Source organism: Bacillus sp. LNXM12-1, assembly GCF_003004375.1.
Lineage (GTDB): Bacteria > Bacillota > Bacilli > Bacillales > Bacillaceae > Bacillus.
Genome location: NZ_PVWX01000001.1, coordinates 57,205 through 71,908, shown reverse-complemented (window position 1 = coordinate 71,908; position 14,704 = coordinate 57,205). Strand labels below are relative to the sequence as shown.

Annotated in this window: 13 protein-coding genes; 5 read left to right on the top strand and 8 right to left on the bottom strand. The window is 41.8% G+C overall.

The features are described from left to right. The first annotated feature begins 3 nt into the window (after positions 1 to 3). Positions 4 to 1,671, top strand: coding sequence for a ribonuclease J1 (gene rnjA, locus C6Y07_RS00360; RefSeq protein WP_012009818.1), 1,668 nt, complete (start codon positions 4 to 6; stop codon positions 1,669 to 1,671). 104 nt (positions 1,672 to 1,775) lie between these two features. Here rnjA and ade read toward each other — a convergent pair whose 3' ends face one another. The 5 genes from ade to abhA all read right to left on the bottom strand — a co-directional run bounded on the left by ade (position 1,776) and on the right by abhA (position 7,049). Further along, positions 1,776 to 3,506, bottom strand: coding sequence for an adenine deaminase (gene ade, locus C6Y07_RS00355; RefSeq protein WP_106061530.1), 1,731 nt, complete (start codon positions 3,504 to 3,506; stop codon positions 1,776 to 1,778). A 262-nt stretch (positions 3,507 to 3,768) separates the two neighbouring features. Then, positions 3,769 to 4,437, bottom strand: a complete 669-nt coding sequence (locus C6Y07_RS00350) for a potassium channel family protein (RefSeq protein WP_034662681.1) — start codon at positions 4,435 to 4,437, stop codon at positions 3,769 to 3,771. A 37-nt stretch (positions 4,438 to 4,474) separates the two neighbouring features. Further along, the gene (locus C6Y07_RS00345) at positions 4,475 to 5,311 is read right to left on the bottom strand and encodes a gamma-glutamylcyclotransferase family protein (protein ID WP_106042315.1); all 837 of its coding nucleotides are present in this window, start codon (positions 5,309 to 5,311) and stop codon (positions 4,475 to 4,477) included. 4 nt (positions 5,312 to 5,315) lie between these two features. Then, positions 5,316 to 6,626, bottom strand: a complete 1,311-nt coding sequence (locus C6Y07_RS00340; RefSeq protein WP_106156128.1) for an ATP-binding protein — start codon at positions 6,624 to 6,626, stop codon at positions 5,316 to 5,318. Positions 6,627 to 6,770: 144 nt separating this feature from the next. Further along, positions 6,771 to 7,049, bottom strand: a complete 279-nt coding sequence (abhA, locus tag C6Y07_RS00335; protein ID WP_034662686.1) for a transcriptional regulator AbhA — start codon at positions 7,047 to 7,049, stop codon at positions 6,771 to 6,773. 276 nt (positions 7,050 to 7,325) lie between these two features. Between abhA and mreBH the strand changes: the two genes are divergently transcribed. The 3 genes from mreBH to C6Y07_RS00325 all read left to right on the top strand — a co-directional run bounded on the left by mreBH (position 7,326) and on the right by C6Y07_RS00325 (position 9,878). Next, on the top strand, positions 7,326 to 8,333 hold the full coding sequence (gene mreBH / locus C6Y07_RS00330; RefSeq protein ID WP_060596160.1) for a rod-share determining protein MreBH: 1,008 nt from the start codon (positions 7,326 to 7,328) through the stop codon (positions 8,331 to 8,333). A gap of 74 nt (positions 8,334 to 8,407) precedes the next feature. Beyond that, positions 8,408 to 8,539, top strand: a complete 132-nt coding sequence (locus C6Y07_RS18840; protein WP_003210922.1) for a protein YkpC — start codon at positions 8,408 to 8,410, stop codon at positions 8,537 to 8,539. 106 nt (positions 8,540 to 8,645) lie between these two features. Next, positions 8,646 to 9,878, top strand: coding sequence for an aminopeptidase (locus tag C6Y07_RS00325; RefSeq protein WP_060596159.1), 1,233 nt, complete (start codon positions 8,646 to 8,648; stop codon positions 9,876 to 9,878). A 39-nt stretch (positions 9,879 to 9,917) separates the two neighbouring features. On the opposite strand, the gene C6Y07_RS00320 is transcribed toward C6Y07_RS00325, so the two are convergent. Further along, the gene (locus C6Y07_RS00320) at positions 9,918 to 11,537 is read right to left on the bottom strand and encodes an ABC-F family ATP-binding cassette domain-containing protein (RefSeq protein ID WP_034662692.1); all 1,620 of its coding nucleotides are present in this window, start codon (positions 11,535 to 11,537) and stop codon (positions 9,918 to 9,920) included. Positions 11,538 to 11,680: 143 nt separating this feature from the next. Between C6Y07_RS00320 and C6Y07_RS00315 the strand changes: the two genes are divergently transcribed. Next, positions 11,681 to 11,956 carry a hypothetical protein gene (locus tag C6Y07_RS00315; protein ID WP_060596158.1) on the top strand — a complete coding sequence of 92 codons (276 nt, stop codon included), beginning with the start codon at positions 11,681 to 11,683 and terminating at the stop codon, positions 11,954 to 11,956. A gap of 65 nt (positions 11,957 to 12,021) precedes the next feature. Here the strand turns inward: C6Y07_RS00315 and lepB are convergent, their stop codons facing one another. After that, positions 12,022 to 12,594: a signal peptidase I gene (lepB, locus tag C6Y07_RS00310; RefSeq protein WP_034663870.1), complete on the bottom strand. Its 573-nt coding sequence runs from the start codon at positions 12,592 to 12,594 to the stop codon at positions 12,022 to 12,024. 211 nt (positions 12,595 to 12,805) lie between these two features. Then, positions 12,806 to 14,701, bottom strand: coding sequence for a PTS fructose transporter subunit IIABC (locus C6Y07_RS00305; RefSeq protein ID WP_106156127.1), 1,896 nt, complete (start codon positions 14,699 to 14,701; stop codon positions 12,806 to 12,808). Between the last annotated feature and the right edge of the window lie 3 nt (positions 14,702 to 14,704).

Below are 14,704 nucleotides of genomic sequence, written 5' to 3'. Positions count from 1 at the left end.
GGAATGAAATTTGTTAAAAACGATCAGGCGGCAGTTTTTGCGCTCGGCGGTTTAGGCGAGATCGGTAAAAACACGTATGGCGTTCAATTTCAAGATGAAATCATTTTAATTGATGCTGGTATTAAGTTCCCTGAAGATGAGCTTCTTGGAATTGACTACGTCATCCCTGACTATACGTACTTAGTTAAAAACGAAGATAAAATCAAAGGTCTTTTCATCACTCACGGACATGAAGACCACATCGGCGGTATCCCTTACCTTCTCAAGCAAGTGAATATTCCAGTTTACGGCGGCAAACTCGCAATCGGCCTACTTCGTAATAAATTGGAAGAGCACGGTCTCTTGAGACAAACAAAACTTCACATTTTTGAAGAAGAAGATACCATTAAATTTAGAAAAACAGCTGTGTCTTTCTTTAGAACAACACACAGTATTCCAGATTCTTATGGAATTGTCGTGAAGACACCTCCTGGTAACATCGTACATACAGGTGATTTCAAGTTTGACTTTACGCCTGTTGGCGAGCCTGCCAACTTAACAAAAATGGCTGAAATCGGGAAAGAAGGCGTTCTATGTCTTTTATCCGATAGTACAAACAGTGAAATTCCAGAATTTACGATGTCTGAAAGACGCGTAGGCGAAAGCATTGATGACATCTTTAGAAAAGTCGACGGACGTATCATCTTTGCTACGTTTGCTTCAAACATTCACAGACTTCAGCAAGTCATTGAGTCCGCTGTTGCCAACGGCCGAAAAGTTGCTGTGTTTGGACGCAGTATGGAGTCTGCCATTGATATTGGACAAGATCTTGGCTACATTAAATGTCCGAAAAACACGTTTATTGAACATAATGAAATCAACCGTCTACCAGCAAACAAAGTGACCATTCTTTGTACTGGGAGCCAAGGTGAACCGATGGCTGCTCTTTCACGTATTGCAAACGGCACTCACCGCCAGATTTCGATTAATCCTGGAGACACTGTTGTCTTCTCATCTTCACCGATTCCGGGTAACAATATTAGTGTAAGCCGCACCATTAACCAGCTTTATCGTGCTGGCGCTGAGGTCATTCATGGCTCACTCAATAATATTCATACATCTGGTCACGGCGGACAAGAAGAACAAAAGCTGATGCTCCGTTTAATTAAACCAAAATTCTTTATGCCGATTCACGGTGAATACCGCATGCAAAAAACGCATATTAAACTTGCGAATGATTGCGGAATTCCTGAGGAAAACTGCTTTATCATGGATAACGGTGAAGTTCTTGCACTAAAAGGTGACGAAGCAAGTGTCGCTGGCAAAATTCCATCAGGTAACGTGTATATCGACGGAAGCGGAATTGGCGATATCGGGAATATCGTCTTAAGAGACCGCCGCATTCTTTCAGAAGAAGGTCTTGTCATTGTGGTCGTCAGCATGGACATGAAAGAATTCAAAATCTCTGCTGGTCCTGATCTCATCTCAAGAGGCTTTGTCTACATGAGAGAATCTGGAGACCTCATCAACGACGCACAAGATTTGATTTCAAAGCATCTTGAAAAAGTAATGGAACGTAAGACAACTCAGTGGTCGGAAATTAAGAACGAAATTACGGACACACTTGCACCTTTCCTTTATGAAAAAACAAGACGCCGCCCAATGATCTTACCGATTATTATGGAAGTGTAATAACAAAAAGAGACACGAGCCGACTGGCTGTGTCTCTTTTTTTCATCAAGCATTGAAAAAAACCGCACATATAATACAAGGTATACATGCAGTTTCTCATTCTTTTATGATTGAATTGGGAGGTGCTGAAAGCTTCTGACATCAAACAAGCCCTTTGTCGTCATTTTCACATCAGGAATGACTGGAAGTGCCAAGAAGGACAGCGTCAAAAACGGATTAAAGTCTAAGGAAAAACCAGTTTCTTTTAGTGCTTCATGGAGTTCATGGAGGCTTTCATTGACGAGATGTACCGGCTGATCTGACAATAAACCGGAGATCGGTAATGGCAGCGTATGAAGAGACTGGCCTTCTTTGACAACGGTCAAACCGCCGCCTGCTTCTTTTAACGCCTCAATCGCTTTAATAATATCGGCATCATTTGTGCCAACTGCAATTAAGTTATGTGAATCATGTGCAACCGTTGTTGCAATCGCACCCTGTTTGATGCCGAAGCCGCTGACAATCCCTACCCCCATTTCAGATAAACCTTGATGACGTTCGACAAGCACCATTTTTAATACATCTCTGTCTGTATCACTTGTAAATTGTCCGTTCGTTTCTGAAGGAGTGACTTGTTCTAATTTTGTTTCAAGCTGATTCGGAATAATACGGATGACATTCATTTTTTGATCGTCTGTGATAGGCAGTGCAATATCTTGCTCTTGAACGTCTACTGCATGAACAGATTGTAATAATGCTGAGCTCGGTGCGATCTTTTCGACACTCGGTTTGTACACTCCATGCTGCGCAACCAATTCTCCCGCAATAAATACGCTTGAGATGTCTACATGATGAAGGTCTGAGACGAGCATAAAATCAGCATCATAGCCTGGTGCAATGGCTCCCTTTGTTTTAAGACCAAAACACTCTGCGGCATTTAAGCTTCCCATTTGATAGGCTAAAAATGGATCTAAGCCTGCTTTTATGGACATCCGTACTTGCTCATCAATACTTCCCTGCGCCATTAAATCATCTAAATGTTTATCATCTGTACAAAAGAAAAAACGTCTCGCATTCTTCTCATTCACAGCAGGTAAAACGTTTTTCACGTTTTTGGCCACAGATCCCTCTCTCAGCATGACATACATGCCTCGTTTTACACGTTCAAGGGCTTCCTGTGCTGTTGTCACCTCATGGTCTGTTTGGACATTGGCCGTGCGGTAAACGTTTATTAATCGGTCTGTTAAGCCTGCTAGATGGCCATCAATCAGTTTATTCTCGTTTTGAGCATCAAGCAGTTTTTGAAGCATATCTTCTTCTGCCTGCTCCACACCGACATAGTCCATCACCTCAGCAAGACCAAGCACTTCCTTCTCTTGATAAAGGGGCTTTAAATCTTTCGCTTTTAATGTAGCACCTGATCGTTCAAAACTGACTGCCGGTACACAGGATGGCAGCATGAAATAAATATGTAAGGCAGCTTTTCTCGCTTCTTCAAGCATAAAACGGATGCCTGTTATACCTGACACATTGGCGATTTCATGCGGGTCTGTTACGACAGTTGTCACACCGCGCGGAACGACAGCTTTGGAGAATTCAGCAGGGGTAACCATAGAAGACTCGATATGAACGTGGCCATCAATAAAACCAGGTACAAGCATTTGACCTGCTGCATCCAGCTCCTGTTCTCCCTCGTACTCCCCTATCCCGACTATTTGTCCATTTTCAACAGCGACATCAGCGTCTATCCATTCCTGGTTAAACACATCCATGACTTTCGCATGTTTAATCACGAGGGCTGCTTTTTTTCTCTTTGCTGCTACCTCAATTTGATGTCTGAAAAGCTCCTTATCCAACGACACTGCCTCCTCCAAGTAAACAATATAATGTTTCTTATCGTAAACGAATCTGTTTGCCCAGTCAATGACATTTAGAGAAAATCAACCATATCAAAACACTGTTTTTTATTTCTGAATAGTGATAATTGCACGAAAAATATGATGACTCATTTTTGAGGTTATACATGAACAAAGCAACCCTTTTCAGTGTCTATTTCCTTCTCAATGTCCACCTGTCATGTACACATTCATATAAAAAAACACCCCGTCATCGGAGTGTTTAATAATCGTTCTGCATTTCTCGTTTTTCAAAGCGTCCTATATCGGCTACTGCCCCTATGACAATGAGGATATCTTCTTTTTGAATCATTTCATCTGCCAGAGGGGAAACGATGACTTCTTTTCCGCGCTTAATCGCCACAATGTTGATGCCGTATCTTGCCCGAATATCAAGATCTAAAAGAGAATGCCCCGCAAGCCTGTTGTTTGCAACAATCTCAATCAGGCTGTACTCATCTGACAGCTCGAGGTAATCGAGCACGTTATTTGAAATAATTTTATGTGCAATCCGTCTGCCCATATCTCGCTCTGGATGAACGATGCGATCCGCTCCAATTTTGTTGAGCACCTTTTCATGGTAGTCATTTTGCGCTTTCACGGTGACCATTTTGACGCCAAGCTCTTTCAGCATAATCGTTGTTAAAATACTTGCCTGAATGTTTTCGCCAATTGCAACGATGACATGATCAAAATTACGAATACCAAGATTTTTTAAAACGGATTCGTCGGTCGAATCGCCAATGACCGCGTGTGAGGCAATTTTCGCGTATTCGTTCACTCGATCTTCATTCATATCCATGGCCATGACTTCAAGTCCTTCTTCGCTCAGCGCCTTGCAAATACTTCCGCCAAAGCGTCCAAGACCAATGACTGCATATTCCTTTTTCATGTTCAGACTCCTTTTATTTCACTTATCATGTATTTTACTACGGTTTGATTAATGAATCCATATGCGAACGAATTTTTTTGCGGAACGCTTCACTTAAGTAGAGGTCTGCTCCTTTTTCGATTTCACTGCGATAATGAGCTGGCGGAGCGATTTCTTCGCTCTTTTGAAGCACAAGAAAGGTTAAACAGTCCTCATAAATTTGATCACCTATTTTGACATCGACATAAGCCGGACGATATGTGCCCTCATATACTCCTTCTCGTTTATACAAATAACGAATGGCATCAAAAGGAACCTCATATAAAACACCCTCTGTTTCGCCGCCGTCTTCTACCATATCAGCCCTTGATCCATCAGGCCTCACCAATGTAAATCTCGTGGTAAAACCGTTTAGTACACCGCCGCCGATGATTTGTTTGAAGTGATGATCGACTTCTGCCAGCTTAAATCTAGCATCGTCCATACAGGAGCCATAGGCAAAATAATAGAAGGATGACGGCTTCTGCTGCCACAGTCTATAAGCTTTCCAGCACCCTCTCTTTATTTCTTTCAGAGCTGATGTCTTCTGCTCTGGCAAAGTGTATGTCATGGCCTCTACCTGACCTTGATCCGTCATGACATTGATTTCCTGCTTGTCATACCCTTCCTCTAGTACGTCTATCTTATTCAACGCATCAGCGGTCACCTCGTACAATTCTCCGTATACAGTGCCTTTTTCTGCGGGAACGCACGCTGGGTATCCTTGACCTGTATCATAGATCCTTCCACTCATCCAAGCAGATTTAGCTAAAAGCCTGCTTTCCTTCATGTACGCTTCGTGGTGCTCTTCATGCAGCAATAGCGTCCCATATACAAATAAAGCTTTCATCGTCATGACATCACGTCCTCTCAACTTGCTGCTGCCTGCTTTTTTGACACACAGGCAAATAGATTTGAAAAGCTGCGCCTTTTCCAAGCTCACTGGATACGTCCATTCTTCCGTGATGATCTTTTAAAATCGTCGCACAGATGGTCAAACCAAGCCCTGTCCCTTCTTTTTTCGTGGAAAAGAAAGGATCATATATTTTTTGAATATTCTCTTCAGACATCCCTTTTCCTTCATCTTGAATGGTAATCTTCCATTCATTCAATACTTTTTCTGTAGATATGTATATGCTGCCACCTTCAGGCATTGCCTCAATGGCATTTTTAATTAAATTAATGAACAGCTGCTTCATTTGATTAGCGTCTGCTAGGATAGCACCGGCATCCTGCTTTTTAAATGGCTGTTTGAGATCAATATTTGAAAGAACTGCATTTGTTTTTAATAAGGTAATCACCTGTTCTAGGAGCTCATGAAGCTGGACTTCTTGAAAATGGACCGCTTGAGGCTTAGCCAATACAAGCAGCTCACTTAAAACAAAATCAATCCGTTTAATTTCGGAAAAGATAATGTCAAAATAATCGGTTCTTTCAGGATATTGTGTCTTCATCAGCTGCAAAAAGCCATTTACTGATGTCAGTGGATTTCTGACTTCATGGGCGATCCCAGCAGCTATTTGTCCAGCAACAGCCAGCTTTTGCGCCTGCATTTGCAATTGCTGATTGGATCTTTCAAGCTCAAGCTTTGCCTGCTTTTGTTTCGTAATATCAGCAACCGTCCCAATCCCTCCGGTAAACTGGTGATGCTCATCAAAATAGAGCTTGTAATGAACGTCTCCCCATACCTTCTTTCCCTCTTTATGGAGAAGCTGCAGTTCTACCCGCCCCGCATCCTTATGTTCCTTGATCACAGATAACAAATGCTGGACCACGCGCTCCTCTTGATCAAAGTACTGATTGTACATGGTGCCTAGACATTCATCTATCTCATAGCCTGTCATTTGTGTCCATGCTTGATTTAAGAAAATAATTTCACCTTTCTCGTTTGTTTCAAAGACGATTTCTTGCAAGTTATCTGTGATTCGATTCAGCCGCTCTGTCAGTTCGTGTGCTTCTTTTTCTCTCTTATTTAAGTCTGACACAAGTAGATTTAAGCGGTCTACATAGCCTGAGACAACCCAGATCCCTGTTAAAACCAAGACTGTAAAGGCTAGATCGAGCGGCCAATTAATTTGATAGCCGCCTAGATAATAAAAGAAATCCCAGCTTAAGATTAAAATAAATGCAAGAACAGATAACACGATCCGCACTTGATATGTTTTGTTCAAATGATTCCACCTGCCGCCCTGAGATTCTTTGTCAATTGTACCATTTTCCACTTATTTTTTGAGGGTGATGGGGCATTTTTAAGGAACTTTTTCAGAAAAAAATAGCCTGTTCTCAGCACAAAGGAAGAGAGCAGGCTATTTTAATTACTGCTGAAGAGCTTCTTGCAGCTCTTTTAACAGTAGTTCTGCGCCTTCAGCGCTTAATGTAATTTGACCATTTCCATAATCATGGTTCTCCGATGTAATCTCACCAGTCATGAGGCAAACGCCCTCTGGCTGGTATTTTTTCAAGACGATTTTCTCCCCATCTATAAAAAATTCCATACTGTCTTTAATAGCAATATCAAGTGCTCTTCTTAATTCGATTGGCATCACAATACGCCCTAGTTCGTCTACTTTTCTTACGACTCCGATAGATTTCAATTTCGTTCCCTCTTTCTTTCATTAGCTCAAGATCAATCTGTTTTGCACCAATTGATATATCGTAGACGTAAGAGATTCTCAAAAGGTTTCTCCTCTATAAAAATTTTTTTCATAAAAGAAAAAACAAAGGGAAAATTTATTGTGATTGTCAAAATGATACTTGAATTTTACAAGTTCATTTCAAGGTCATCACAAACCCCCACAAATGACATCAACCCTCTGAACTTTTAAATGTAAAATTGTTTAAAACAGCAAAAATAGAGGTTGGGTGAAAACATGTTTCAAAATGCCGAAATTGGAATTGATTTAGGAACAGCTAACATATTGGTTTATAGTAAAAATAAGGGAATTATTTTAAATGAACCGTCCGTCGTGGCAGTCGATACAGAAACAAAAACTGTACTCGCAGTCGGAGCAGAAGCAAAAGAAATGATTGGGAAAACACCTGGTAAAATTGTGGCGATCCGTCCGATGAAAGACGGTGTCATCGCTGATTATGATATGACAACAGATTTACTCAAACAAATCATGAAAAAAGCAGGGAAAAATATCGGGTTTACCTTCAGAAAACCAACGGTCGTGGTATGTACACCTTCTGGTTCAACAGCTGTTGAACGCCGTGCCATCAGCGATGCTGTGAAAAACTGCGGAGCAAAGCACGTGCATTTAATAGAAGAACCTGTTGCAGCCGCAATCGGCGCTGATCTCCCGGTAGATGAGCCTGTTGCAAACGTCGTGGTCGATATTGGCGGAGGAACAACGGAAGTTGCAATTATTTCGTTTGGCGGCGTTGTCTCTTGTCATTCCATTCGAATTGGCGGAGATCAGCTGGATGAAGATATCATTACGTTTGTCCGAAAGAAATATAATCTATTAATCGGCGAGCGGACAGCCGAGCAGGTTAAAATGGAAATTGGTTATGGTCTCATTGAGCATGAGCCGGAATCATTAGAAGTACGTGGACGTGATCTGGTGACAGGTCTTCCAAAAACGATCACACTTGAATCTCATGAAATTCAAGGTGCCATGCGAGAATCACTTCTTCATATTTTAGAGGCGATTCGTGCCACATTAGAGGACAGCCCTCCAGAGCTTAGTGGTGACATTGTAGACCGCGGCGTGATCTTAACTGGCGGCGGCGCTTTGTTAAATGGGATTCAAGAATGGCTCTCACAGGAGATTGTCGTTCCAGTTCATATTGCAGCAAATCCACTTGAATCTGTCGCAATCGGAACAGGTCGTTCACTAGAAGTCATTCATAAATTGCAAAAAACATTAAAATAATCTTCTTGTTCTACTTCTTTTTTTATCATTTCGATCATATCGTGAGAAATGGATAAACGTGAAGGAGGAAGAACATGTTGCTTGATTTAGGTAAACGAGTCGTTGTCACAGTTATTTTAACGGGTATTATTTTAGGAGGAATGAGCCTGTCGTTTTCACATATGCCCCCTTCTAATGCACAGCCTGTGAAACAACTGAACCGCTAAAAAAGCCGCACGAAAGCGGCTTTTTTATTTTGGCTTTAAGCATGCTCCCCATTTTCCTTTTCGGTCTTAAATCTGATATGATGAACATGACTAAAGGAGGGTTTTTATGAGTTCATTTGAAAAACAACTAGATCAATATGCTAAGACCATTGTTGAAGTCGGTGTGAATGTTCAAAAAGGACAAGAAGTCGTCGTATCTGCATCTACTGAATCTGCAGACCTTGTTCGTCTTGTCGCGAAACATGCGTATGAGCGCGGGGCGAAAAACGTACATATCCGCTGGAGTGATGGTGTTCTTGCCCGTTTAAAATATGAACATGCACCGCAGGATGTGTTTGACCAATTCCCAGAATGGGAAGCACAGATGATGGAAACCATCGCAAAACGCGGCGGCGCTTTTATCACGATCTTGTCAGAAAGCCCTGACCTTCTGCGAGGCATTGATTCGAAAAAAATCGCTGCACAGCAAAAGGCCGCTGGATCAGCCCTTCATACATATCGCCAATACGTTCAATCAGACAAAGTTGCTTGGACGGTCGTAGGCGCTGCATCAAAAGAATGGGCAAAAAAGATTTTCCCTGACCATACAGATGAAGAAGCTGTCGCTTTATTATGGGATCAAATCTTTAAAGTCGCACGCGCTGATCAAGCAGATCCTGTTGAGGCTTGGAAAAAGCACGATGAGTCACTAAATGAAAAGGTCAAAATACTAAATGAGCGCCACTACCACAAGCTTCATTATGATGCTCCTGGCACAGATTTAACGATTGAGCTCCCAGAGCAGCACATTTGGGTAGGTGCCGGCAGCGTGAGTGAGCGCGGCGTCTCTTTCATGGCCAACATGCCGACAGAAGAAGTATTTACCGTACCTAAAAAAGACGGTGTAAATGGGACTGTCTCAAGCACAAAACCGCTCAGTTATGCAGGAAATATCATTGATGAATTTACATTAATATTTGAAAATGGTCGAATTGTCAATGTGAAAGCGAAGGAAGGCGAAGACATTTTAACTTCGCTCGTTGAAACAGATGAAGGCTCCCATTATCTAGGTGAGGTTGCTCTCGTACCAGACGATTCACCAATCTCAAACTCGAATATTCTCTATTACAATACCCTTTATGATGAAAATGCATCGAACCACCTTGCCATCGGCAGCGGGTATGCGTTCAATATCGAAGGCGGAAAAGAGATGAATCGTGAAGAATTGGATGCAGCTGGTGTGAACAACAGTATTACACACGTCGATTTCATGATTGGTTCAAAGGAAATGAATATTGACGGGATTACAAAAGACGGGAAACGCGAACCGATCTTCCGTAATGGAAACTGGGCGATTTAATCGAAAAAAAGACATCCACTTATGGATGTCTTTGCTTATTTATGCATAAAGCTCATCGAGTCTCTTTTGAATGTCTTGATCTGATAAGAACTCATCATATGTTGTTTGTTTATCGACGATGCCATTTGGCGTCACTTCGATGATACGGTTTGCCACTGTTTCAACAAACTGATGGTCATGAGATGAGAAGAGCATAGCTCCTTTAAAGCTCATTAAACCGTTATTCAGCGCTGTAATGGATTCTAGATCCAAGTGGTTCGTCGGCTCATCCAGCAGCAGAACATTCGCTCCTGACAGCATCATTTTCGATAACATACAACGAACCTTCTCTCCTCCTGATAAGACGCTTGCTTTTTTCTTTACTTCTTCCCCAGAGAAAAGCATACGTCCTAAGAACCCGCGTAAGAAGCTTTCACTTTGATCATTAGGAGAATATTGACGAAGCCAATCCACTAGATCGACATCGTTTCCTTCAAAGTATTCACTATTGTCTTTCGGGAAAAAGGCTTGAGATGTTGTAACGCCCCATTTAAACGTCCCGCTGTCTGGCTCCATCTCACCAGCAAGAATTTTAAATAAAGTGGATACAGCAAGCTCATTACGGCTTAAGAACGCAATTTTATCCTCGCGATTCATGATAAAGCTGACGTTATCAAGTACTTTCACACCATCAATTGTTTTCGATAGACCTTCTACTTGAAGGACATCATTTCCGATTTCGCGCTCTGGCGCAAAATGAACGTACGGATATTTACGTGAAGATGGCTTAATGTCGTCTAAAGAGATTTTATCAAGCAATTTCTTTCTTGAGGTCGCTTGCTTCGATTTAGAAGCGTTCGCACTGAACCGGGCAACGAACTCTTGAAGCTGCTTAATTTGTTCTTCTTTTTTCTTATTCGCATCTTGGCTGAGCTTCAGCGCTAGCTGGCTGGACTCATACCAGAAATCATAGTTACCGACATATACTTGAATTTTTCCAAAGTCTAGGTCCGCAATATGTGTACATACTTTGTTTAAGAAATGACGGTCATGCGAAACGACAATCACGGTATTTTCAAAATTAATGAGGAACTCTTCCAGCCACTGGATTGCTTGTAAGTCCAAGTGGTTCGTTGGCTCATCAAGAAGAAGAACGTCAGGCTTACCAAATAAAGCTTGGGCTAGTAGTACTTTTACCTTTTCAGAACCACCAAGCTCAGACATTTTCTTCGATTGAAGGCTCTCTGGAATGCCAAGACCTTTTAATAAGATCGCTGCTTCACTTTCTGCTTCCCAGCCGTTTAACTCAGCGAACTCACCTTCAAGCTCTGCTGCACGAATCCCGTCTTCATCTGAGAAATCAGGTTTCATATAGATCGCATCTTTCTCCTGCATCACATCATATAGACGTTTGTGACCCATCATGACGACTTTTAATACTTCAAATTCTTCGTATTCAAAATGGTTCTGTTTTAAAATCGCTAAACGCTCACCAGGGCTCATATGAACATCGCCCGTCTGAGCTTCAATTTCACCTGAAAGAATCTTTAGAAACGTTGATTTACCAGCTCCATTGGCACCAATTAGACCGTAGCAGTTGCCAGGAGTGAATTTAATATTTACTTCTTCAAATAGTTTACGATCAGCAAAACGCAAACTAACATTATTTACTGCAATCATTTATTAATCCTCCATCACTCATTCATCATTATGAAGTATAACATGAATAACGTTTGATAGAAACGTCTCTCGCTAAGAACGAAGGCAATTTGTCCATTATGGTATAATAAATGGGAATGATTTATTGAAGGAGTTCGTGCGATTTGAGATTACTTACACTTATGGAATACTGTTTATTGATTTTCTTTATGGGTATTTATTTATCTGCAACAGGCTTTAATGCAAGGGATTTTGGCCTTTATATTGGGCTTGTGCTTATTTACACACTGGTACACATCTTTTCGAAACGCTTTTTACAAAAGCGAGGGAAAGAAAATCAAAAGGTCGGATTGTTTCGGTCCGTTTTAGCCATTACTGGGTCTGTCTTCGCTTCTGTGTTGGCGATTGTGATCATTGTTACGGTGCTCACGCCAAATTAAAACGACCCTTCTTTTAAAGGGTCGTCCATTCAAGCACTTTTCTCACACACCTGAGAAGGGTGCTTTTATTTTGTTTGCCGAATGTCGCCAAATGGGAAGAAAACAAATTCTGATGTCCCGACAACCCGATCCTTTTCAATGAGTCCAAGTCCATTTCTGCTGTCCATGGAATTGAGTCTGTTGTCCCCCATCACAAAGTAATCGTTTTTCGGTACTTTCACTGGACCAAAATCCCCTGTTAAATGCACTTCATACTCTTTCGCATGTGCCTTGTTCTCTTTTAAATAAGGCTCATCAACTTTTTTACCATTAATGTAAAGCGTATCATCCTTCATTTCAATCGTGTCTCCCGGAAGGCCGATCAATCGTTTTACATAATGAATCTTCTGGCCATCTTTTCCATTAATAATCACGATGTCACCTCGTTTGACACCACCTAGATAGTTAATGGTTTTGTTGACAAACAGCTTTTCCCCATCATGAAGAGTCGGTTCCATTGACTCTCCTTCCACCACATACGGCTCAAATATAAACGTACGGATGAGCAGGACGAGCGCAAGTGCAATTAAAATGGCTTTGATCCATTCAAACAGTGAACTTTTCTTCTCTGTTTTGTCTTGCTTTGCATCAGATTGAATATCATTTTCGTTTTGTTTGTTTTCTTCGTTCAAAATACTGCTTCCTCCTAAGACTTTCTGCTAAAAGACTTGAAACGTGAATTGAATAACTTTACTTTATCACATGTCATTTAAAAATTCACAAGACAACCATTCAATTAGATATTTTTTCCTAATTTGTTCATGATTAAACAAAAAGAAGCACCGCTCTTCACGATGCTTCTCTTCTGAATTACGCTTCTAGTTTGACTGGTTTTTTCAAAATACCCAGTAAAATCGCTGTTACAACGGCACCGATTAAGATGCTGATGATATAAAGAACCGGATGATTTGTTACCCAGAAAACGAATAGTCCGCCGTGCGGCGCAGGAAGCGTGACTCTAAAGAATTCCGTTAATCCGCCAGCCACTGCTGCTCCAATAACAGCTGAAGGAATTACGCGCAGAGGGTCAGCCGCTGCAAACGGGATCGCCCCTTCAGTGATGAAGGCAGCTCCCATGAAGTAGCATGTAATCCCTGCTTCTCGGTCACGTTTTGAGAATTTATTTCTAAAGATTGTTGTAGCAAGTGCAATACCTAATGGTGGTACCATTCCGCCTGCCATAATGGCAGCATGCGGTGCATAGTTTCCAGCAGCAATCATCGCAAGACCGAATGTGTAAGCCGCTTTGTTAATTGGGCCCCCCATATCAATCGCCATCATACCTGCCAAAATAATGCCCATTAAGACAAGGTTTCCAGTACCTAAAGTTTCAAGCCAGTGAGTTAATCCATCCATCACCATTTTTACCGGTGTGTTAACAATGTAATGCATGATGATGCCTGTGAAGAAAATACCGAACAATGGATACAGCAGAACCGGTTTAATCCCGTCGAGTGACTGCGGTACGAATGTGAATACTTTTTTAAGTAGCACAACGACATAACCTGCAAGGAAACCGGCAATTAGTCCGCCTAAGAATCCTGCACCTGCTGCCGACGCCATAAATCCACCGACCATACCTGGCGCAAAACCTGGACGATCTGCAATACTCATTGCAATAAATCCGGCTAAAACAGCAACGATTAAGGCAAGCGCATTATCTCCGCCAATTCCTTTTAATACAGCTGCAAATGAATTAAATGAAGGGTCCTTAGGATCTGCTGAGTTAATTCCCCAGAAAAATGAAATTGCAACAAGGATACCGCCCCCGACAACAAATGGAAGCATGTTGCTTACACCACTCATTAAGTGCTTGTAAAAACCACTTCTACCTTTGCCAGATGACTCATTTTCGTCTTTTGAAGAACTGTCGCCTGAGCCTTTATAAATCGGCGCATCTTGATTGACTGCTTTTTCAATTAATTCCTGAGGACGGCGGATTCCAGCTGTCACAGGTACTTCAATGACATGTTTGCCTTTAAAGCGTTCCATTTCAACTTGCTTGTCCGCTGCCACAATGATGGCTGGTGCTTCTTCGATTTCTTTTGCCGTAAGGGCGTGTTTAATACCGCCAGAGCCGTTTGTTTCGACTTTAATGTCAATGCCCATTTCTTTTGCTTTTTCTTTCAAAGCATCTGCTGCCATAAATGTATGCGCAATACCTGTTGGGCAAGCTGTTACTGCTAAAATCTTAGCTGGTTTACCTGATACAGCCGGCTCTTCTTGAACTTCCTCTTCTTCTTCATCATCGTCCTTGTCATGCGTATTGATGATATCGATGATTTCATCTTCAGTAGCCGCTTCAAGAAGCTGCTTTCGGATTTCTTCACGCATGAGAAGTGTTGATAAACGAGAAAGTGCTTCTAAGTGCGTGTTGTTTGCGCCTTCAGTTGCGGCAATCATAAAGACAAGATGACTCGGCTGCGCGTCCAGTGATTCATAATCTACACCAGCTGTCGAGCGGCCAAATGCAATGGCAGGCTCTTTTACACTTGCTGTTTTAGCGTGAGGGATAGCAATTCCTTCGCCAATACCAGTAGAGCTCTGTTTTTCACGGTTGATCACTGCTTCTTTGTAGCCCTCTTTATCATTTAGCTTGCCTGCTGTATCTAAAACAGTGACTAGTTCTTCAATGACTGCTTCTTTCTGCTGGCTGTCTAATTGAAGCTTAATTGTCTGCTTTGTGAGTAGTTCTGTAATTTTCATGAT

Excerpts from the sequence above, each read along its gene's own strand:
- rnjA (WP_012009818.1), top strand. The coding sequence starts at position 4 with ATGAAATTTGTTAAAAACGATCAGGCGGCAGTTTTTGCGCTCGGCGGT.
- C6Y07_RS00350 (WP_034662681.1), bottom strand. The coding sequence starts at position 4,437 with ATGAAAAAGGAATATGCAGTCATTGGTCTTGGACGCTTTGGCGGAAGT.
- C6Y07_RS00345 (WP_106042315.1), bottom strand. The coding sequence starts at position 5,311 with ATGACGATGAAAGCTTTATTTGTATATGGGACGCTATTGCTGCATGAA.
- mreBH (WP_060596160.1), top strand. The coding sequence starts at position 7,326 with ATGTTTCAAAATGCCGAAATTGGAATTGATTTAGGAACAGCTAACATA.
- C6Y07_RS18840 (WP_003210922.1), top strand. The coding sequence starts at position 8,408 with ATGTTGCTTGATTTAGGTAAACGAGTCGTTGTCACAGTTATTTTAACG.
- C6Y07_RS00325 (WP_060596159.1), top strand. The coding sequence starts at position 8,646 with ATGAGTTCATTTGAAAAACAACTAGATCAATATGCTAAGACCATTGTT.
- C6Y07_RS00320 (WP_034662692.1), bottom strand. The coding sequence starts at position 11,537 with ATGATTGCAGTAAATAATGTTAGTTTGCGTTTTGCTGATCGTAAACTA.
- C6Y07_RS00305 (WP_106156127.1), bottom strand. The coding sequence starts at position 14,701 with ATGAAAATTACAGAACTACTCACAAAGCAGACAATTAAGCTTCAATTA.